The sequence below is a fragment of the Listeria costaricensis genome (assembly GCF_900183385.1).
Classification (GTDB): domain Bacteria; phylum Bacillota; class Bacilli; order Lactobacillales; family Listeriaceae; genus Listeria; species Listeria costaricensis.
Genome location: NZ_FXUT01000010.1, coordinates 69,540 through 89,496, shown reverse-complemented (window position 1 = coordinate 89,496; position 19,957 = coordinate 69,540). Strand labels below are relative to the sequence as shown.

Annotated in this window: 21 protein-coding genes and 1 riboswitch; of the genes, 14 read left to right on the top strand and 7 right to left on the bottom strand. The window is 43.0% G+C overall.

The genetic code is table 11. The annotated features are described in order from the left end of the window. The first annotated feature begins 62 nt into the window (after positions 1-62). Positions 63-229, top strand: a riboswitch (yybP-ykoY riboswitch). Positions 230-267: 38 nt separating this feature from the next. From CS921_RS09400 to CS921_RS09390, 3 genes are all read left to right on the top strand, one after another. Beyond that, positions 268-1,044, top strand: coding sequence for a TerC family protein (locus CS921_RS09400; RefSeq protein ID WP_099223232.1), 777 nt, complete (start codon positions 268-270; stop codon positions 1,042-1,044). Between the two features lie 108 nt (positions 1,045-1,152). Beyond that, entirely contained in the window at positions 1,153-1,950 is a 798-nt protein-coding gene (locus CS921_RS09395; RefSeq protein ID WP_099223230.1) for a TerC family protein, read from the top strand. Positions 1,951-1,972: 22 nt separating this feature from the next. Beyond that, entirely contained in the window at positions 1,973-3,298 is a 1,326-nt protein-coding gene (locus CS921_RS09390) for a TrkH family potassium uptake protein (protein WP_099223655.1), read from the top strand. 79 nt (positions 3,299-3,377) lie between these two features. Here CS921_RS09390 and CS921_RS09385 read toward each other — a convergent pair whose 3' ends face one another. Both CS921_RS09385 and CS921_RS09380 read right to left on the bottom strand, forming a co-directional pair. Further along, positions 3,378-3,752: a DUF4064 domain-containing protein gene (locus CS921_RS09385; RefSeq protein WP_099223228.1), complete on the bottom strand. Its 375-nt coding sequence runs from the start codon at positions 3,750-3,752 to the stop codon at positions 3,378-3,380. 27 nt (positions 3,753-3,779) lie between these two features. Beyond that, positions 3,780-4,826 carry an acyltransferase family protein gene (locus tag CS921_RS09380; protein ID WP_099223653.1) on the bottom strand — a complete coding sequence of 349 codons (1,047 nt, stop codon included), beginning with the start codon at positions 4,824-4,826 and terminating at the stop codon, positions 3,780-3,782. Between the two features lie 173 nt (positions 4,827-4,999). Here CS921_RS09380 and CS921_RS09375 point away from each other — a divergent pair, with 173 nt between their 5' ends. Then, positions 5,000-5,476: a methylated-DNA--[protein]-cysteine S-methyltransferase gene (locus CS921_RS09375; protein WP_099223226.1), complete on the top strand. Its 477-nt coding sequence runs from the start codon at positions 5,000-5,002 to the stop codon at positions 5,474-5,476. 94 nt (positions 5,477-5,570) lie between these two features. On the opposite strand, the gene CS921_RS09370 is transcribed toward CS921_RS09375, so the two are convergent. After that, entirely contained in the window at positions 5,571-7,736 is a 2,166-nt protein-coding gene (locus tag CS921_RS09370; protein ID WP_099223224.1) for an ATP-dependent Clp protease ATP-binding subunit, read from the bottom strand. A gap of 183 nt (positions 7,737-7,919) precedes the next feature. Next, complete coding sequence (locus tag CS921_RS09365; protein WP_099223222.1) at positions 7,920-8,531, bottom strand: CPBP family intramembrane glutamic endopeptidase; 612 nt, start codon at positions 8,529-8,531, stop codon at positions 7,920-7,922. Positions 8,532-8,699: 168 nt separating this feature from the next. Here CS921_RS09365 and CS921_RS09360 point away from each other — a divergent pair, with 168 nt between their 5' ends. Continuing rightward, complete coding sequence (locus CS921_RS09360) at positions 8,700-9,482, top strand: DUF422 domain-containing protein (RefSeq protein WP_099223220.1); 783 nt, start codon at positions 8,700-8,702, stop codon at positions 9,480-9,482. On the opposite strand, the gene CS921_RS09355 is transcribed toward CS921_RS09360, so the two are convergent. Next, positions 9,479-10,936: a phytoene desaturase family protein gene (locus CS921_RS09355; protein ID WP_162921738.1), complete on the bottom strand. Its 1,458-nt coding sequence runs from the start codon at positions 10,934-10,936 to the stop codon at positions 9,479-9,481. The genes CS921_RS09360 and CS921_RS09355 overlap by 4 nt on opposite strands. 99 nt (positions 10,937-11,035) lie before the next feature. Next, positions 11,036-11,230, bottom strand: a complete 195-nt coding sequence (locus tag CS921_RS09350) for a YkvS family protein (protein WP_099223216.1) — start codon at positions 11,228-11,230, stop codon at positions 11,036-11,038. A 406-nt stretch (positions 11,231-11,636) separates the two neighbouring features. On the opposite strand from CS921_RS09350, the gene CS921_RS09345 reads away from it, so the two are divergent. The 4 genes from CS921_RS09345 (at position 11,637) to CS921_RS09330 (ending at position 15,614) form a co-directional block, all read left to right on the top strand. Next, positions 11,637-11,903 (top strand): phosphocarrier protein HPr, encoded by a 267-nt coding sequence (locus tag CS921_RS09345; RefSeq protein ID WP_099223214.1) that lies wholly within the window; start codon positions 11,637-11,639, stop codon positions 11,901-11,903. Next, positions 11,903-13,621: a phosphoenolpyruvate--protein phosphotransferase gene (gene ptsP, locus CS921_RS09340; protein ID WP_099223212.1), complete on the top strand. Its 1,719-nt coding sequence runs from the start codon at positions 11,903-11,905 to the stop codon at positions 13,619-13,621. Before CS921_RS09345 ends, ptsP begins: the two co-directional genes overlap by 1 nt. Positions 13,622-13,711: 90 nt before the next feature. After that, positions 13,712-14,740 carry a YdcF family protein gene (locus CS921_RS09335; protein WP_099223211.1) on the top strand — a complete coding sequence of 343 codons (1,029 nt, stop codon included), beginning with the start codon at positions 13,712-13,714 and terminating at the stop codon, positions 14,738-14,740. A gap of 13 nt (positions 14,741-14,753) precedes the next feature. Beyond that, positions 14,754-15,614, top strand: a complete 861-nt coding sequence (locus CS921_RS09330) for an NAD(P)-dependent oxidoreductase (RefSeq protein ID WP_099223209.1) — start codon at positions 14,754-14,756, stop codon at positions 15,612-15,614. A gap of 66 nt (positions 15,615-15,680) precedes the next feature. On the opposite strand, the gene CS921_RS09325 is transcribed toward CS921_RS09330, so the two are convergent. Continuing rightward, a complete protein-coding gene (locus CS921_RS09325; RefSeq protein ID WP_099223207.1) occupies positions 15,681-16,823 on the bottom strand; it encodes an aminotransferase class I/II-fold pyridoxal phosphate-dependent enzyme in 1,143 nt (380 codons plus the stop codon). A gap of 185 nt (positions 16,824-17,008) precedes the next feature. Here CS921_RS09325 and CS921_RS09320 point away from each other — a divergent pair, with 185 nt between their 5' ends. From CS921_RS09320 to dapD, 5 genes are all read left to right on the top strand, one after another. Next, positions 17,009-17,233: a hypothetical protein gene (locus CS921_RS09320; RefSeq protein ID WP_099223205.1), complete on the top strand. Its 225-nt coding sequence runs from the start codon at positions 17,009-17,011 to the stop codon at positions 17,231-17,233. A gap of 204 nt (positions 17,234-17,437) precedes the next feature. Next, a complete protein-coding gene (locus CS921_RS09315) occupies positions 17,438-17,668 on the top strand; it encodes a YkuJ family protein (RefSeq protein ID WP_099223203.1) in 231 nt (76 codons plus the stop codon). A 169-nt stretch (positions 17,669-17,837) separates the two neighbouring features. Further along, positions 17,838-18,284: a cyclic-di-AMP-binding protein CbpB gene (cbpB, locus tag CS921_RS09310; protein ID WP_099223201.1), complete on the top strand. Its 447-nt coding sequence runs from the start codon at positions 17,838-17,840 to the stop codon at positions 18,282-18,284. A 2-nt stretch (positions 18,285-18,286) separates the two neighbouring features. After that, positions 18,287-19,165 carry a LysR family transcriptional regulator gene (locus CS921_RS09305; RefSeq protein ID WP_099223199.1) on the top strand — a complete coding sequence of 293 codons (879 nt, stop codon included), beginning with the start codon at positions 18,287-18,289 and terminating at the stop codon, positions 19,163-19,165. 50 nt (positions 19,166-19,215) lie between these two features. Beyond that, entirely contained in the window at positions 19,216-19,926 is a 711-nt protein-coding gene (gene dapD / locus CS921_RS09300) for a 2,3,4,5-tetrahydropyridine-2,6-dicarboxylate N-acetyltransferase (protein WP_099223197.1), read from the top strand. Positions 19,927-19,957: the final 31 nt, after the last annotated feature.

Here is a 19,957-nt window from a genome sequence, read left to right as displayed (position 1 = left end):
AAAAATGGTTGACGTGTGAGCGGAAATCATGCTATATTTAAAAAAATTGAAAAGTTGCTTTTGACTATGTCAAAGGGGAGTAGCACTGTTTTTTAAACAGGATAAAGTCGTCATTACATGGCTATCCGCCATCGGTTTTATCAACATTTTAAATGTCAGCGAGACCTTTGTTCGTGGGGATTACCACGGCAGGGGTCTCGTTTTATTTTTAGCGAAGATGCCCGAAAGCCGTTCAAGAAGCACAAAAAATTCAAGGAGGAATGTCTATTGGATACAGCAATGATATTGGAATATGGGTGGGTACTACTCGTTTTGATCGGGCTTGAAGGGATTCTTGCAGCCGATAATGCCGTTGTAATGGCCGTCATGGTCAAACATTTGCCAGAGAAGCAACAGAAAAGAGCGCTTTTTTACGGCCTGCTGGGCGCATTTGTTTTCCGCTTTACCGCGTTGTTCCTGATTTCGTTTCTGGCGAATGTATGGCAAGTGCAGGCGCTCGGGGCAGCTTATCTGCTTTACATCGCTATCAGCCATATTGTCAAGCATTTGCGTGGAAAGGACCACGCGGAAGGACAAGAGGAGGAAAAGAAGGGTTCCGGCTTTTGGATGACCGTTCTAAAAGTAGAGGTGGCCGATATTGCTTTTGCGATTGATTCTATGCTGGCAGCTGTGGCGCTGGCAATCACCCTTCCGAAAACAGGCTGGGGACAAATTGGCGGCATCGATACAGGCCAGTTTATTGTCATGTTCCTCGGTGGTTTGATTGGGCTGATTATCATCCGCTTTGCGGCAACTCAATTTGTGAAGCTACTCAAAAAATACCCATCCCTTGAAACAGCGGCTTTCCTGATTGTCGGCTGGGTGGGCGTGAAGCTGGTGATTTATACGTTGGCACATCCAAGCTTGGGCGTTATCCCGCACAGCTTTCCAGAATCAACTGCGTGGAAACTGATTTTCTGGGGTGTCATGCTCCTGATCATTTTCTGGGGCTGGCTGGTTTCCGTTCGTCAAAACAAAAAAAATCAGGCCAATCACTCATCCTGATAAACAAGAGGCAGTTCTTAGCAGAAACTGTCTCTTTTTCACTTTAAAACAGATGCGACAAGCGGCATTGTATGGTAAAGTATTAGAAGTAGAAAGGTGGAGAAATTTTTGGATATTTCAATATGGGCAGAGTACGCCTGGGTCTTCGTAGTTTTAGTCATTCTAGAAGGAGTACTTTCAGCGGATAATGCCGTCGTGATGGCAGTTATTGTGAAACGCCTTCCGCACGATAAGCAGCGCAAGGCTTTATTTTATGGACTAATCGGGGCATTTATTTTTCGCTTTATCGCACTCTTTTTGATCTCATTCTTAGTTAAGGTTTGGGAAATTCAAGCCATCGGTGCGTTATATCTGCTGTATCTGTCCTTTAAGCATATTTGGGACTTGAAGCGCGGGAAAACAGACAATCATGAAGTGGCAGAGGCGGATGATGGCAAACCGGTTTCTTTTTGGGGAACCGTTGCCAAAGTCGAGCTGACGGATATTGCCTTTGCGCTTGATTCCATGCTTGCAGCCGCTGCTCTTGCAATGACACTGCCAGATCTAGGTAATTTTGAAATTGGCGGTATGAATGGCGGACAATTTATCGTGATGTTCCTCGGCGGTTTAGCGGGACTGATTGTAATTCGGTTTGCCGCAACACAGGTGGTTAAATTATTGGAACGCTATCCAACGCTTGAAACAGCTGCATTTTTGATCGTCGGCTGGGTGGGTGTGAAGCTAGCTGTTTATACACTGGCGCATCCATCAGTAGGAATACTGCCAGAAGACTTTCCAGATTCGCCGGCTTGGAAGCTGACATTCTGGTCGGTTATGATAATAATTGGTTTAGGTGGTTATATCATTGCAAGAAAAAAAGAGAAGAAACAGAAGGCTTTATCTGGAAAATCAAAAAATCAGGGATAAGATTCGCATCACACTCAGTCGTATGACCCCGGTGCAACTAATCATTACCTATTACTTTGTAGCGGTGACAATTTCGACAATTGTTCTAAGTCTGCCGTTTACGAAAAAACCGGGCGTCAGCGTCTCCTTTATCGATACGCTTTTTACAGCGGCAAGTTCGGTGAGCGTGACAGGTCTGGCCACAGTAGATGTAGGGGACACGTATAGTACGGCTGGTATTTGGGTGCTTATGGGGATTTTTCAGCTGGGTGGACTTGGTGTCATGATGCTGAGTACTTTCTTTTATTTAATTTTGCGGCGAAAGATTGGTTTGAAACAGCGGCAACTCATTATGACAGACACCAATCAATATACAATGAGCGGGATGGTTCGCATGCTACGTGAAATCCTCATTCTGATTATTGGGATTGAGGTCATTGGCGCTGTTATACTGGGACTCTATTTTATTCCGTTCTATGATTCTGTGAGTGATGCCATGTTTCAGGGATTATACAATTCGGTTTCACTCGTGACCAATGCAGGCGTTGATATTACGGGATCCAGTCTGACACCTTTTGTGAATGACTATTTTGTTCAATTTATTTCCATCTTGCTGATTGTAGCAGGGGGAATTGGCTTTCCAGTACTTATTGAGACGCGCCGCTTTCTATTTGAAAAGAACACATTGGTGCCATTTCGTTTTTCACTATTTGTCAAAATTACAACCGTCACCTACTTGCTTTTGCTGGTGGTCGGTGGTTTGCTGATCTGGGGGATGGAGTATCATCATTTGTTTCAGGGGAAAAGCTGGTATGAGGGCTTCTTTAATTCGATGTTTCTCTCAGCCACCTCAAGAAGTGCGGGATTGCAGACAGTGGATAGTGCAGCCCTGACCATTCCAACCCAGTTGTTCGTTTCCTTCCTGATGTTTATTGGGGCGTCGCCAAGCTCGGTCGGCGGTGGGATTCGGACCACGACATTTGCAGTCACGATATTATTCTTAGTTTCGGTGATTCGCGGTCGCAAACATATCTATGTATTTGGACGGGAAGTCTATCAGGAAGATGTTCGCAAGTCGCTGGCCGTTATTATTTTTGCTGCCATGCTATGCTTTACAGCTATTCTCGTTCTGGCTGGTTCAGAAGATGCGGGTATCAATGAAATTATTTTTGAAGTATTCTCGGCATTCGGAACCTGTGGCTTGTCGCTCGGGCTGACGCCGCATCTTAGCACCTTTGGCAAAGTCGTGATCATTTTATTGATGTTTATCGGACGAGTGGGGATCATGTATTCCATGCTCAGCCTGCGCAATAAAAATGAACCTAAGAATGCGATTCGTCTTCCAAAAGAGAAAATCATTACGGGTTAAAATTTATCGACAAAATAAAAACGGAAAATCGGCCATCCAACCTCAGCTTTCAAAGAGGCGGCCGATTTTCCGTTATTTTTTATGGGCGAAATCTTTTTTCAGGTAAAGGCTGTCTGAAAATACCCATCAACCCAGTCAGTGTCAGCAGTAATCCTGAAACGATCCATAATGTGCCGAGTAAGAAAAACATTAGAATACCAATAAGCGTTAATAAGATACCAAATGCACGTGGCGCTTTTTTGATGAAAACGACAAAAAGCAAGGCTACGATTCCGATAATTAAGGTAATCCAACCGAGCTGCGCCACCTCACCACCAAGATTTCCAGGTAAATAAGTGAATGTTTGGATGTAGGCTGAAAGCGAATCTCCATAATTAATAATCCAAACCCCTACACCAATTGCAATAATTGAGCCGATCAAACCAATGATCATCTCAGGTTTTCTACTCCCCATGTTAATGCCTCCTTTATGCAGCATGCTTTAATAACTTTGATTAGGCAGCAATTTTTCTTTGAGACGGCTAAAAAGTGTTCTCAGACGCGAAATCCTTAGTTCAATGACTGGTTGAACAAAAGTCGTAACAAGACTACTTGAAAGAAGTATTGTCAGACAGAAGGATACTCCCAGCAAAATAACAAAGGTTTGCAGTGAATAATTAGCGCCAAATGCAGAATCCTCGCGGAAGGTCTTGATGAAAAAGCCATGCAGCAAGTATACGTACAGAGTATTTTTACCCCATTTTGTAAAAAATAATCGTCGTTTAGGCACAAAAGTAAAGAAAGCAAAAACGGAGAGGAAGCTAATCCCATAAACAGCTAGACGAATCAGCATTCCTAGCGATTTGACATCAACAAGTTTATCATAAGGTTTGGAGCCTAAAAACCAATCTTCGTTCATTTCGGGATTGAGTATAATAAATCCCAGAATAAGCAAAGTGACCAGCATGCCGACTAATTTTGCTGAACGAGTTTGCAAAAGTTTGAAATGCTCTTTGGTCATGAAAAAGCCCACTAAGAAAAACGGAAAGAAAACAAAGGTGCGCGAAAGACTTAGATAGCCGCCAATCATATCAAAATAGCCAGCAAGAAGCCCGAGAGAGAAGGCGATAACCAGCCCTTTTTTAGCAGAAAAACGAGCAAAAAGATACAGCATGAGATTCCAAAAACACAGACTGAGCAGAAACCACATCGACCATTCGGGGTCTAAGATTTTTAACGACAGACTATCTTCTCCGAGTAGAAAATAGTAGAATATAGAATAAATCAACTGAAAAATGAGATACGGTAAAATCAATTTTTTGATGGTTTTCGACAAGTAGCCCTTTTTGCGGAAGCCCTTGGCAAAATACCCAGACATTAAGATAAAAGCTGGCATGTGAAAGGTATAGATATAGAGGTAGAGAATACGAACATTTTCATACTCGGCAATAAAGGTTTGCAAAAGGTGACCGAAAACGACGAGGAAAATCAAGATGAATTTGGCATTATCAAAATAATAATCACGTTCTTTAGGCTTTTTAGCGGCCATTTCTACGATTTGATTTGTCACTAATTATCACCACACGCTTCTTTTTTTAGACAAAATGGCATATTGCTATTTTCCCCGATTGCTTTAACAATATGCTTTCAATCTGCTAACAATTTCATGAAAAAATCGGTCGTTATGTAACAATGATGAATGACATTCGAGGAGGAACACAGATGACTGCTGTTTTTGAATCACCATTAGGACCGCTTTATCTGACCATTCAAGATGGCGCGTTAACCAACATTTCTTATGAACCGCTAGACCAACTAGAAAATTTGGAAACGGAGGCGGATTTTTTCACGCAGCAACTAGTTTTCACGCAACTGGACGAATATTTCCAAGGGACTCGTCTGCAATTCGATCTGCCATGGCAAATTATGGAGGGAACCGCTTTTCAAAAGCGAGTCTGGCAGGTGCTGGCGGACATTCCTTATGGCGCTGTGTGGAGTTATCAAGATGTTGCGCGAAAACTTGGCGATGTCCAGGCTGTAAGAGCGGTTGGTCAGGCCAATCGTAAAAACCCCTTGCCCATCATTCTACCCTGTCATCGCGTGGTTGGGAAAAACGGACAGTTAGTTGGTTATAACGGGGCGGAGGTCGATAAAAAAGAGTGGCTTCTCAGTCATGAGCTACAACATTTCCATTTTTAGATAGAAAAAAACCAGAAGTTTAGCCAAGCCATTTCAGAAAAATGGGTCAGGGCTTCACTTCTGGTTTTATATTTGTAGGGATGGAAACTTGAATTTACGCAGTCGCTTCCACTACGATTTTATGCGCTTCATCAAGAGTTGCTTTGAGAGCAGTCACTTCAGGTTGATCAATGAGCACGTCGGCAATTTGATCTTCCAATTGTTCCTGGATGGTTCTTCTTAATGGACGCGCTCCAAATTGAGCATCATAACCAAGTTCAATCAGTTGTTCTTTGGCTTCTGCACTCACATCTAGTTCTAAGTCTTGTGCGTGCAGCATTTTATTTAAGTCGGCGAGCATCAGATCCACAATTTGCAGAAGGGAATCTTTTTCCAGCGCTTTAAATTCAATCACATTGTCGAGCCGGTTGAGAAATTCTGGTTTGAAGTAATAGCCCAATCGACTGAGCAATTCACTGCTATTTGTAAGCTTTTCTTCTTTTGTGTTGAAGCCGACAGATGCCTCTTTCGTGCCTGTTCCGGCGTTACTCGTCATGATGATGACGGTATCTTTAAAGCTGACTGTTCGACCTTGTGAATCTGTCAGACGACCATCTTCTAAAATTTGCAAGAACATATGCTGAACGTCTGGATGGGCTTTTTCCATTTCATCAAGTAGAAGAATACTGTAAGGATTGCGGCGAACTTTTTCTGTCAATTGGCCAGCTTCCTCATGTCCAACATAGCCGGGAGGGGACCCAATCAGCTTAGAGACACTGTGTTTTTCCATGAACTCACTCATGTCGAGCCGGATCATGGCATCCTCAGAACCAAATAATTCATTGGCCAGCGTGCGGCCCAGTTCTGTTTTCCCAACCCCCGTTGGACCAACGAACAGGAAGGACCCGATTGGTCGATTCTTCTGCTTCAGCCCAACACGGCTGCGACGGATCGCTTTCGCCACTTTTTGAACGGCCTCCTGTTGACCAATTACATGCTCGTTCAAATGACTTTCCAGATCCTTCATTTTCGATTGCTCATCTTGGGCGAGCCGGCCGACTGGAATGCCTGTTTTTTCTTCGATTAGTAGTTGAATATCAGAGGCCTGAATCACAGGGCGTTCCGTCATTGCGCGATTGTTTTTCTTCTCTTCGATACGCGTAATTTCATCGCGAACTGTGGCAGCTTTTTCGTAGTCTTCATTTTTAAGCGCTTGTGCCTTTTCTGTTTCCAGACGTGCCAAACGATCGGCTACAGTGATTTCGTCCAGCGCTTCAATGGTAAGATTGTATTTGGAACCCACTTCATCCATCAAATCGATCGCCTTGTCGGGCAAATGGCGATCCTGAATGTAGCGAGCGCTCAGTTCCACTGCAGCATCGAGTGCTTCCTTTGAGTAGACGACTTCATGGAAATCTTCATATCGCTCTTTTAGCCCGTCTAAAATCAGCAAAGTGGCCTCTTTTGATGGCTCATCCACCATGACAGGTTGGAAGCGACGTTCGAGTGCGGCGTCTTTTTCGATTTTCCGGTATTCGTTTAGCGTTGTTGCACCAATCATTTGCAGACTGCCGCGTGCTAGTGCTGGTTTTAAAATATTGCCAGCATCCATGGAACCTTCCGCAGAGCCAGCACCCACAATCGTATGCACCTCATCAATGAACAGGATGGTATCTTTGCGTTCGGTTAGTTCGGCAATCAGTTGCTTCATACGTTCTTCAAATTGACCGCGAATGCCGGTACCGGAAACAAGGGAAGCTACGTCCAGTAGAATCACTTCTTTATTCAGCAGTTTAGTCGGTACTTTTCCCGCCACGATGGCACTTGCCAGTCCTTCCACAACAGCCGTTTTCCCAACACCCGGTTCGCCGATTAAGACTGGATTGTTTTTGTTGCGGCGATTTAGAATTTCGATGGTTCGTTTGATTTCTGCATCGCGACCAATAACCGGATCTAATTGATCATTTTTGGCGAGATCTGTTAAATTAGTGCCAAATTCGTCCAACAGTCCACCACCTTGAGCAGGTGCCTCCGTACGAACAGCCGATTGCTTGTTGCGTTCACCAGCCGCTGAATTTGGCTGTCTCATCTGTCCTGCCATTTGACGAAATAGTTCATCGAAAGGGGACGGATTACTGAAACCGCTCATCATGCTGCCAGTACCTTGTTGTTTCAGTTCCGCATAGCAACTTTCGCAAAGCGGCATTTCTATTTTTTGACCATTCATATTCATATATAGTTGAATCTTCGCTTCATTCTGATGACAATTTTGACATTGCATAAAAAATTCCTCCTTTTAGGGAAGTAGTAGCGGCATTTTAGCCGGATTAAGGTCTTATCTGACTTTGACTAACTTTGACCTTATGAACTTATTATATCCTGACCTTTTTTGACTTTCAAGAACTTTGCTCAAAAATTTTAGGCAAAATAAAAAGCCGCAACATTGCGCGTTGCAGCCTTTCACTCAATATATTGGAAGTGCGGCCAGTAAAAGAAAAACGAATAAGAGATGCGAGAGATACGTCATAAGTAAGCTGGGGCGCCAAACATACAGGAAATTCCAAAACAATGTGGCAGCGAACATGCCGATGGTTAGGGCGAAACTTCCGCTGAAGGCAACAATTACTGTTAAAATGACGGTGGCAAGCAGGATGGCGAACCAGGTTTGAAAAGCATTTAGCAAACGCTGCAAGACGAAACCACGCCAGAAAATCTCTTCTCCCGGGACAATTGCTACGATCATCAAAATCCAAATATACCAGTCATCAGTGGCAAAACGATGAAATGCCGATTGGACAGAGTGATCCAGACCAAAGGGCATGATTTTCAAAATGAAAGCACCTATGTAAAAAATAACATATAAGATCACTGCGCTGAAAACAGCGGGGATTACGCCTTTAATAAAGGAATTCTTTTTTTGCAAATCAACGTTAAAAATACCAAAACTAACCAAAAATAACATTGCAGCTCCATACATATACCAAAAACTACTTTTATAATTAAATGAAACAATCATCAAAACAGCGGCAAAAATAATACCAAAGATGAGTTTCCAATCAATTCTGCTGCTATACACGAATTATACACCTCTTCAATCAAACTTCTATCTCATACTTTAACCAAAAAAAGACGCTTTGGCAACCATAATTGCATAAGAACCGCGAATATCTGGCAAAAATTGAAGTTTTTTCGTTAGGAAGCTGTTATAATAAGACAAGCAGCAGTTAGATAAAGGAGTGTTAGTGTGCTCGAAAAAAATTACAAACTATTACTATGGATTTATATATTTTGGTTTTTAATCAGTGTGTTATTAACAACTCTTCATGTATTGCCGCCCACGCTTTCCGGTGCGCAATCGCTCTTTTTAATTTTTTCCGGTATATTTGGCGCCTGCTTTTTCATCATGCAATATGGCAAAGGGCTTGGCTGGGCCATCACCATTTTGATTTTTGCGGTAACAACCTGTATTGAATGGATGCAAATCAGTTTCAATGAAGAGCTTGCTGGCCCGACGATTGGCTTTACGATCAGCGGGATTCCAGTGACATTCGGCTTCATTTGGGTCGGTCTGATTGCTGGGACGCACATCATCGCACGTGAGATTACGTTGAAAATGAGCATTGACTGGCTCCGCGGCGGAATCTATGCCATCATATCTGCGACGATGGTGATGATTTTTGAAATTCTGATCGAACCAGTTTCCATGCAGGCAAAACACCTCTTTATGACGGATGGCTTGACGATTTTACAGTTGTCAGATGTAGCCAATTGGTGGACACTCGGTCTAATTCTTCACTTGATGATTTACTTTATTCTGAGTTTGACAGATCAGTGGGGGCATCTTCGCTATCCAGACTTGAAGTCGGAAATCGTCATCGTTTATTGGATCATCATTGCCTTTTTTGTTTTTCTCGCCTTTTATTCCGATTTATGGACATCAATCATGATCGGCTTGATCGCCAATCTGATTTTTACGATTTGTTATTATGTTAGTTTAGATAAAGAAAAAGAGGCCGACCCCAATTAATCGCGGGTCGGTTTTTTCTTGGCCAACTGGTGGATCTCTTTCGCGACGGCCTCGGCTCCCAGTAGAATATAAGGAAGCGAGCTGCCGGGATGAGCCTGAGAGCCCACCAGAAAGCCATTTTTGAAACGGCGATGGAATCTTGTGCTCGTATGATGGAAACCGCGCTGCCAGTAAGTTTGCTTGGTGCCGAAAAGTGCACCGTATGGCAGATGATAGGAGGCTTGCCAGTCGAGGGGCGTTCGTACATGTTTGACGCGGATGTGTGAGGATAAATCTTGAAGGGCTAGTTTTTTTCGGACAAGATGCATCACTTGTTTTTCGAATGCAGGAAATGCCGCGTGCCAATCAATCGAAGCTTTTAAATGAGGCACAGGGACCGTGATGCGAAGGACAGAATGACCAGGTGGCGCAAGCGTTGGATCAAGCGATGAAGGATTGGAAATATAGATGAGTGGATCCGCTGGGAGTATCAGTTTATCGTGGAGGGCGGACATGGTTTCCCTAAGGTCGTCGGGAAATAAAATGATTTCTGAACTTAATGGGAGTTGAATATCTAAGCCCAAATACCAAACCACAGCGCTGTTCGTATAGGACGTTTTAGCAGGAAGATCTTCTTGAGGCGGGGGACCGTTAAAAATAAAATAGTCTGCAGCAACTTCTTCCCCGTTTTGCAATCGGCAAGACTGCAAGTGTTTCTTTTGCTTTTTGAAGGAAACGACCGAACGGCCTAAATGAATGGTCCCACCTTTTTCGCGGAACACGTCGGCCATTGCTGTTGTGATGGCATGATTTCCTCCTGCTGCATAATAGGTGCCATAATAGTTTTCAGCAAATGAAAAGAGGGTGTTATAAGAAGGGGCCTGCCATGGGGACATACCGAGATAGCGCGTTTGAAGCGTAAAAGCATAGCGCAAAAATGGCTCTGTAAAAAAACGTGCCACATCATCTATGAGACCGCGTCCTAGTGTAAGACTTGGAAGCGCCCGCCAAAAACGAGGACGGAGAAAATAAGAAAGGCTATTGACGGGAAGTTCAAATAAAGGGGTTATGTACAGCATTTTTTTAGCATTTTCGGCCATAAAACGCTGGTAATACTTCTCGTAGCAAGGAAAAACTTTTTGCCATTCCTGCTGCATTTTCTGTTTGTTTTGGTAAAGGCGGAAGCGTGTATCTTTGAAATGCAATTGGTAGAGAGGATCGAGAGGGATAAGCGTCAGATAGTCGTACATATTACGTTCCGCATCCATAAAAAGCGAGGTGAGGATATGCGGCATGGTCAATGAGGAGGGGCCAATATCAAAGCAGTAAGCACCTAGTTTGGAAGCGGCTGTGCGGCCGCCAATCTGTGCGGCTTTTTCATAAATGCTCACGTGATAACCTAGCGAAATGAGGCGCATGCCAGCAGCTAATCCGCCGGGGCCAGCACCAATAATGACAACTTTTTTCCGAGACATTTTGTTCACTCCAAATAAATAGCAGGATTTTAAGGCATGAAAAAGACCTTTACAGATAGCGTCAATAAAGGTCATTTCTCGTGTTGATTGGATCGTTCATTAGTCTTGATTATTACTTGAATGAATGATTTTGTAATTTTTATGATTGACAACGGTTTTTTCTTCAATACCTAGTTCATTAAAATTTTCCATATAAGTTAGATCTACAATAACAGAGTTTTCATTTAATTTTTCAACGATACCAGTAAGCCCGTCCTTGAACTCGATAATATCGCCTACATGCGCTTTGGCCACAGCTCATCACTCCTTCAAATTGCAACGTTTCCGTCTAGCGGGAAATTTTATTGCTATATGTAAGAACCTTCCCATTAGTTTGCACTATTATGACTAGAAAATCAACTAAAAGTCCTTATGGTTCACGAAATGTTAACAATTTCATGCATTTATTCTTATTTTATATCAAAAAAAATGATAGAAATAGAGCAAAAATCATTGTCATAAGTAGTGCCCGTTGCGTTTTTAAGAAAAGTTCGTTAAAATAAGTAATCGAGTGATTTTTTGCACAAAAAATTTCATGAAATAGTTGTGTCAGTGGAAAAAACATGGTACTCTTTTTAATTGAGGGATAGTCTTTTTTTGCTGATAGTATTTTATGGTGAAAAAAGTCACAATAAATTTCTTTACGAAGGAGAATGTAATTATGGAACAAGCAAGTTTTGTAGTAATTGATGAAACAGGAATTCACGCACGCCCAGCGACTTTACTCGTGCAGGCTGCAAGCAAATACAGCTCGGATGTTCAAATCGAATATACTGGTAAAAAAGTCAACCTTAAATCGATCATGGGCGTTATGTCTCTAGGTATCGGTAAAGGTGCTGATATTACGATTTATGCTGAAGGCAGTGACGAAAAAGAAGCAATCGAAGGCTTGACTGAGGTACTTAAGAAAGAAGGATTGGCTGAATAATGGTAAAAGAGTTGAAAGGTATCGCAGCATCTGATGGGATTGCCATTGCGAAAGCTTATCTGCTCGTAGAACCAGACCTTTCTTTTGGAAAATCGGTGGTGTCCGATGCAGAAAGCGAAGTTAAACGTTTTCAAAGTGCAGTTGAAATTTCTAAATCTGAACTAGCAACGATCCGCGATAAAGCAGCTGAAAGTCTTGGAGAAGATAAAGCGCAAATTTTTGATGCTCATTTACTCGTATTAAACGATCCAGAGCTTCTTGGACCTATTGAAGAAAGCATCACAAACAGTCAAGTGAACGCAGAATCTGCTCTTCAAGAAACAACTGACATGTTTATTGGCATGTTTGAGTCGATGGATAATGAATACATGCGTGAACGTGCAGCGGATATCCGTGATGTGCGAAAACGTGTTCTTTCCCATTTGCTTGGCGTAACGATTCCAAATCCTGCGCTGATTGATGAAGAAGTAGTAGTGGTTGCAGCAGATTTAACGCCATCCGATACAGCACAACTCAACCGGAACTTTGTAAAAGGTTTTGTGACAGATATTGGCGGACGGACTTCTCACTCTGCCATCATGGCTCGTTCTCTTGAAATTCCAGCGGTTGTTGGAACAAAAGAAGTAACAAAAGCTGCTGAAAAAGGGCAAATGGTCATTATTGACGGACTTGAAGGCAATGTAATTATTGATCCTTCCAGCGAACAAATTGCCCACTACGAAAAAGTGAAAACTGCTTTTGCTGATCAAAAAGCTGAGTGGGAAAAACTTAAAAATGAAAAAACCGTTTCAAAAGATGGCGTCCAAGTGGAACTTGCGGCAAACATCGGAACACCGAATGATTTAGAAGGTGTTGTTGCAAACGGTGGGGAAGCAGTCGGTCTTTATCGGACAGAATTCTTGTATATGGGTCGCGATAACTTCCCAACTGAAGAAGAACAATTTGAAGCATATAAAGCGGTTCTAGAAGGCATGAGTGGCCATTCCGTAGTTGTTCGTACACTGGATATCGGCGGCGACAAAACGCTTCCGTATTTAGAACTTCCAGAAGAAATGAATCCATTCCTAGGCTTCCGGGCAATCCGTCTTTGTTTTGCAAATGAAGAATTGTTCCGTACACAGCTTCGTGCGTTACTTCGTGCGAGTGTATACGGTAAACTTAAAATCATGTTCCCGATGATTGCAATAGTTGCTGAATTCCGTCAAGCAAAAGCGATTTTACTTGATGAGAAAGAAAAATTAGTTGCAGCGGGCACGAAGGTGTCTGACAGCATCGAACTTGGAATCATGATTGAGATTCCGGCTGCAGCTGTGTTAGCTGATCAGTTTGCCAAAGAAGTTGATTTCTTCTCAATCGGCACAAACGATCTGATCCAATATACAATGGCAGCAGACCGTATGAACGAACGTGTTTCTTATCTTTACCAACCATACAATCCATCTATCCTGCGTCTTGTGAAAAACGTAATCGACGCTTCTCACAAAGAAGGCAAATGGACAGGCATGTGTGGCGAAATGGCCGGCGATCAAACCGCTATTCCGCTTCTTCTAGGTTTAGGCTTGGATGAGTTTTCAATGAGTGCTTCAAGCATTTTGAAATCCCGTTCACTGATCAAACGACTAGATAAAACGGAAATGGTCAAATTGGCTGAAGAAGCTCTTGAACAAGCGACTGCTGAAGAAGTTGTTGCTTTGGTTGAGAAATATACAGCTGAGTAATCATTTAATCATCATGAGCTGGGGTTCTTACTCCAGCTCATTTTTTATAGGAAAGGGTAAATGGAAGGGAAAGAAGGGAGAAGGGGCTAGATGTTTTTTACTTATTTAGCACTTATTTTTATTGCGATTTTCTTTGCATTATCAATATATGATCGTCGAAAAATTAGCAATGGTCTATTTTTGACGATCGGTTTGTTTTTTGGCTTGCTCGCAATTCTAGGCTTTGTTTTGAATTTGTCAGATCAGAATGATTTGATGCGCGTTATCGCGACTGGCTTTTTTATTTTACTGTTACTTATGTTTCCTTTCTTTATTTTAGGGATTGCAGTTGGACTTGTGGCAAATGGTCGCGTCATGATCAAAAAAGAAGGACGGCGTTTGACTAATTTATTGCCATTATTTGCGGGACTCGCCATTTTAACGTTGATTGTTTGGATAGTTGCTCAAGGTGCCATCATTCAAAATCTTTATTTAACGATTTTACTGATGCTTATTTTAATGGTCGTTGGCTACTTTACTTTTTTCTTTATCAGCTTTCTTATTTCAACAATCGTTTGTCAATTGAACTTCCCGTGTAAGAATCAGGATTTTATTATCGTGCTGGGGAGTGGGTTGATGGGCGATCGTGTGCCGCCGCTTTTAGCTGGACGTTTAGACCGCGCCATTCATTTTTATACCAAGCAGGTGGCGAAAACGGGGAAACAGGCCACCATCATTGTTTCAGGTGGTCAAGGTCCAGATGAGGACACTTCGGAAGCGAATGCCATGCGGCTCTATTTGCTGGAAAAGGGGATTCCGGAAGAATGTATCTTGATGGAGGATAAATCCACTAATACACTTGAAAACATGCAGTTTTCGAAAAAAATGATGGATGGAATCATGGGAAAATATAACAGCATTTTTTCTACAAATAATTTCCATCTGTTTCGAGCGAGTCTCTATGCGAAAAAAGCCGGGCTGAAAAGTCAGGGAATCGGTGCAAAAACCGCGCTGTATTACATGCCAAACGCTTTGATTCGCGAATTTATTGCGATTGTAGTAATGTATAAATGGGTGCATGTGATTATTGTTATGATCATGCTCCTGCCGTTTCTTATACTCGCGATTGTATCTATTTAAGGGGTGAATAAAGATGGTCAAAATTGGTTTTATTGGTACTGGTGTCATGGGAACTAGCATGATCCGCAATTTGATGCAGCAAGATCATGAATTACATATTTATACACGTACAAAGTCGAAAGCGGAGGCACTGCTCCGAGATGGGGCTATTTGGCATGCGAATCCAGCAGAACTTGCTGAACAGGTCGATCTGATCATTACGATGGTCGGATATCCTAGCGATGTTGAGGCGCTTTATTTGGGCGATGAGGGGATTTTAGCACATCTTCCGGCGGGGAGTGTGGCGATTGATATGACGACTAGTTCGCCGCATTTGGCTGCAAGGCTGGCGGAAGAGGGGCACCGCTATCACATTGATGTACTGGATGCGCCTGTTTCGGGCGGAGATATTGGCGCTAAGCAGGGGACACTTTCCATCATGGTTGGTGGAGATCAGGCGGCTTTTTCACGTGTAGAACCAGTATTGAGCGTGCTCGGGAAGCAAATCATTTGGCAGGGGGCGGCTGGGGCTGGTCAGCATACAAAGATGGTGAATCAGATTGCGATTGCATCAAATATGATTGGTGTGACAGAAGCCATCGTCTATGCAGAAAAGGCAGGGCTTGATCCAGAACGGGTTTTAGAATCGATATCAGGCGGAGCGGCTGGCAGCTGGTCGCTTTCAAATTTGATTCCGCGTGTCCTAAAGAATGATTTTGAACCGGGCTTTTTTATCAAACACTTTATTAAAGATATGCGTATAGCCCTTGATGAAGCGCAAAAAATGTCACTAGAATTGCCGGGCCTTGAGTTGGCGGAGAAAATGTACCAAATCCTCGCTCAAAACGGTTTAAGCGAAAAGGGGACACAAGCGCTGATTCGTTACTATCAATAAAAATAAAACAGCTTCAGGCAGTAAAACGATTGGGAAAGTCGTTCCATGCTGCTTGAAGCTGTTTTTTTATTTCATAAAGGCGGCCATCCGGTCCATCGCAAGTGCCAATTGATCAAACGATGCCGCATAAGACAGGCGGAAATAGCGATCGCCCTTTGTTGAAAAAGCACTGCCAGGTACAACAGCCACTTGCTGCTCTTCCGCTAGTCGTACTGCCCAATCAAATGAATTATCGGCAATACTGTCCGGCAGCTTGACAAAGAAGTAAAAGGCACCATCAGGCGGAATGACTTGAAAGCCCATTTTTTCCAGACGATCAAGCACAAAGCCTGCCCGCGTTTTATACTCGGTTCGCATCGGCAAGGTATCATCAAAGCCATTTGTGACAGCTTCTAGCGCCGCTTTTTGACTGATGGAGCTGGCACATGTGACCGTATACTGGTGGATTTTAAGCATCTCACTTATAAGCGACTCTGGGGCCATCAAAAAGCCAATCCGCCAGCCAATCATGGCGTGAGATTTAGACAAGCCGTTAATGACGATCGTTTGTTCAGGCAGCATGGGACGAATAGAGACGTGTGGAGAGTTGTAGGTCAGCTCACTGTAAATTTCGTCAGCCACTACGTAAATACCTGTATCACGTAAAACATCGCTTAAAGCGGCTAATTCTGCCTCTGACAGGGTGACGCCGGTCGGATTGGACGGGTATGGCATGACAATCGCCTTTGTCCGCGGTGTAATCGCTGCTCGTAACTTTTCCGGTGTGATTTTAAAGGCTGTGTCCGTTGTATCGATCAGAACGGGTACCCCGCCGCGAAGTGTGATTAGTGGCTCGTAACCTGGGTAAACAGGATCAGGTAAAATGACTTCATCACCGTTTTCCAGTATGGTCTCAAGGGCAATCGCAATCGCCTCGGTTGCACCAACTGTTACGATGATCTCCTGTTCGGAAAAACCCAGTTGATATTTTTTATCAAAAAAGACACTTGCTGCTTTTCTTAATTCTGGCATGCCTGCATTAGGTGTGTAATTGGTAAAATTTTCGCGAATGGCCTGTATGGCACTTTCTTTTACATGTTCGGGTGTTGGAAAGTCAGGTTCTCCAAGCGTCAGTCGAATCACTCCGTCAATCGTGCTGACCCGGTTGTTGAATGCGCGAATGCCACTGACAGCAATTTTATTTAAGTCGCTACGGATTGGTTTTAACATAAATATTCACCTTTTTTCTTTCAAGATATCTTTTATCATATCATAAAATGTACATTTGAAGCCGTTTCAAATAAAAAATCTGAAAATATGAAAAAAGACTTGCAAGGGGACCGTTTTTCTCGTACAATAGGTATCAATAATGATAATCATTTTCAATAAGAAAGTGATTGAGAGGGGTTCCTGGTATGAATAAGACAGGAAAATTTGAAATGATGTTCTTTCCAACTTCGGAGGGGACATTGAAAATCCACGTTTATGGCTTTAATCCCTGTGGCTCATGGGGAGAAGTATATGTGAATCTTGGTGAGGAGACACTTTGTGTGAAAGGATTCAATCGTCAAAAGACCATACAGCGAGCCATTGCGACGCATCAAGAAATGAAAAACAACCGTAAAATGAATGATAGATGACCGAACAGTTACTGTGCAGTAACTGTTTTTTTGTCGAAAATGAAAATAATTTTGATTTCCTCTTGCGAAACACGTGCGGTTTGCGCTAAAATTTGATAGTATAATGATTAACAATTATTGGTTGGCGAGTACCGTTTTACGGGAAATAGAGAAGCAGATTGATGTTTTTGTACGCCAGGTGTATTTTTGAGAGGAGAATGTACAGTGTCTCAGTTAATGGGAATTATTCAACGTTTACATGCTATGCAGGAGGATGAAGCTGCTGAACCGCAATCTCGACGTTTTGAGAAGGACGGCACGCCTGTTTGTGAGGTAAAGTATTTTCAAGCGTCAGGTTCGTTTGAAGTTGAAATTTATGGCGTGAACAGTAAATATCAATTCGATGATATTGATATGACAGCTATTGAAATTTTTGAAGCATTACAAGAAAATTAAATAAGCATAAAACTGGGGCATGAAACCCCGGTTTTTTTGTGTCATTTTTGGGAAAAGATAAGGGAATTTCCGCAATGATTATGGTAAAATAGGAATGTGATGTTTAAATGGCGCTAGTTAGAGGAATTTATAATTGGATAAATTGACAAAATGAGAAGAGGAAAACTTCATGATCTCAAATAGATTAGGTATTTTTTTGAAAGATAAATTGGAAGAAGGCATGATCTCAGCTGAAAAGGTTGCACACGTGCAAATGGGAAACAATCTTGAACATGCTCTACTAGTTCTCACAAAATGCGGATACTCTGTTATTCCTGTCCTTGATTTTGAATTCAAGCTGCATGGTTTGATCAGTGCAGCCATGATTACAGATTCCATTCTAGGGCTCGAACGGATTGAATATGAACGGCTGGAAACCTTAAAAGTAGAAGATGCCATGCAAACCGATTTTCCGGTAATCAAAGGGGAAATAGATGTGGAGCGGGTTGTCCGTCTGCTTGTTGACCATCCTTTTTTATGTGTGGTAGATGAAGACCATTACTTTCAAGGCATCATTACAAGACGAGTAGTACTAAAACAAGTCAATCAATTTATACATGCACCCGTGGAGGAATAGAAATGATAGTGACGGAATATGAACTGCTTGTCTGTTTAGCAGATGAACTCAACATGCGAAAAAGTGCTGAAAAACTGTTTTTAAGTCAGCCGGCACTTTCACAGCGCTTGCAGACGATCGAAAGTCGTTGGCAAACCAAAATTTTCATACGCACGCAAAAAGGTCTTCTGCTGACACCGGAAGGAGAGGCGATTGTGCGACATGCCGCCAGTGTCATTGAACGTGAACACTTGATTCAGGAAAAACTGGAGGCGATGACAGGGATCGTCCGCGGTACACTGCGGATCGCCTGTGCCAGTGTGGTAGCACAGATGTGGCTGCCACGCGTTTTGAAGGCCTATACCAAGAAGTATCCGAACGTTCAAATTGCCTTGCAGACCGGCTGGACAAGTGAAGTGCATCAGCTGCTTTCAAAGGGAGCTGTTCATTTGGGAATCGTCCGCGGTGCCACACCTTGGAAGAGTGTGAAAAAGCCGCTATTTACGGATCCGCTTGTTTTGGTTGATCGGGAAATCACCCGAATCGAAGAGGTTTTTGAAACAGATCGGCCTTTTATCCAATTTAAAAGTGATTCCAATTACTACCAGGTGATTCAGGACTATTGGCAGCGTAACTTTGGCAAGATTCCGAAACAGGCAATGCTGATGGATCAAATTGAAACTTCCAGACAAATGGCCATCAATGGAATTGGTTTTGCGATTTTGCCCGCTGTGACACTTTTGCATACGGAAAAAGAAATTCATCAGATTCCGCTAACAGAGAAAGATGGCACGACACTTGGCCGCGAGACGACACTGCTTTCCTATGAACAGTCGCTTGCACTTCCGCAGGTGAAAGCCTTCTTTGAACTGACAGAGCATTTTCTTGAAACTGACCGCTAGCTATGGCAAACTTATAGACAGAATACTTCTCTTGAAAGGGGACTAAAAACATGGAACAAATGGATGCACATCAGATTATTTCATTCATTCAAAACAGCAAGAAAAAGACACCTGTGAAAGTTTACATAAAAGGAGCACTTGCTGATATTGCCTTTCCGGAAACGGTTCAGACATTTATCAGCGGCGAGGCTGGCACGATTTTTGGCGAATGGAGCGTCATCGAGCCTATCCTGACAGAAAATCAAGCCAAAATCACGGACTATGTCATTGAAAATGATCGCCGCAACTCTGCAATTCCAATGCTGGACTTGAAAAATATCAATGCGCGGATCGAGCCGGGTGCAATCATTCGTGATCAAGTGACCATCGGGAACAATGCGGTCATCATGATGGGTGCCAGTATCAATATTGGTTCTGTAATCGGTGATGGTACGATGATCGACATGAATGTGGTTCTGGGCGGTCGAGCGACTGTCGGGAAAAATTGTCATATCGGTGCGGGCTCTGTTTTGGCGGGCGTTGTTGAACCGCCGTCTGCTCAGCCTGTTGTGATTGAAGATGATGTGGTGATCGGTGCCAATGTGGTCGTACTTGAAGGTGTACGCGTTGGTGCGGGGGCAGTTGTGGCTGCTGGTGCCATTGTGACCAAAGATGTGGCTCCGGGTACGGTTGTTGCTGGGATTCCGGCGCGAGTCCTCAAAGAATTGGATGCGAAAACGGCTTCTAAAACGGAAATCATGCAGGGACTTCGCCAACTATAAATTCATATAAATACTGGGGTGTGCCAAATTG

Bases quoted from the DNA above. Each gene is read 5' to 3' on its own strand.
- CS921_RS09390 (WP_099223655.1), top strand. From the start codon at position 1,973: ATGACCCCGGTGCAACTAATCATTACCTATTACTTTGTAGCGGTGACA.
- CS921_RS09385 (WP_099223228.1), bottom strand. From the start codon at position 3,752: ATGGGGAGTAGAAAACCTGAGATGATCATTGGTTTGATCGGCTCAATT.
- CS921_RS09380 (WP_099223653.1), bottom strand. From the start codon at position 4,826: ATGGCCGCTAAAAAGCCTAAAGAACGTGATTATTATTTTGATAATGCC.
- CS921_RS09375 (WP_099223226.1), top strand. From the start codon at position 5,000: ATGACTGCTGTTTTTGAATCACCATTAGGACCGCTTTATCTGACCATT.
- CS921_RS09370 (WP_099223224.1), bottom strand. From the start codon at position 7,736: ATGCAATGTCAAAATTGTCATCAGAATGAAGCGAAGATTCAACTATAT.
- CS921_RS09355 (WP_162921738.1), bottom strand. From the start codon at position 10,936: ATGTCTCGGAAAAAAGTTGTCATTATTGGTGCTGGCCCCGGCGGATTA.
- CS921_RS09345 (WP_099223214.1), top strand. From the start codon at position 11,637: ATGGAACAAGCAAGTTTTGTAGTAATTGATGAAACAGGAATTCACGCA.
- ptsP (WP_099223212.1), top strand. From the start codon at position 11,903: ATGGTAAAAGAGTTGAAAGGTATCGCAGCATCTGATGGGATTGCCATT.
- CS921_RS09335 (WP_099223211.1), top strand. From the start codon at position 13,712: ATGTTTTTTACTTATTTAGCACTTATTTTTATTGCGATTTTCTTTGCA.
- CS921_RS09330 (WP_099223209.1), top strand. From the start codon at position 14,754: ATGGTCAAAATTGGTTTTATTGGTACTGGTGTCATGGGAACTAGCATG.
- CS921_RS09325 (WP_099223207.1), bottom strand. From the start codon at position 16,823: ATGTTAAAACCAATCCGTAGCGACTTAAATAAAATTGCTGTCAGTGGC.
- CS921_RS09320 (WP_099223205.1), top strand. From the start codon at position 17,009: ATGAATAAGACAGGAAAATTTGAAATGATGTTCTTTCCAACTTCGGAG.
- cbpB (WP_099223201.1), top strand. From the start codon at position 17,838: ATGATCTCAAATAGATTAGGTATTTTTTTGAAAGATAAATTGGAAGAA.
- CS921_RS09305 (WP_099223199.1), top strand. From the start codon at position 18,287: ATGATAGTGACGGAATATGAACTGCTTGTCTGTTTAGCAGATGAACTC.
- dapD (WP_099223197.1), top strand. From the start codon at position 19,216: ATGGAACAAATGGATGCACATCAGATTATTTCATTCATTCAAAACAGC.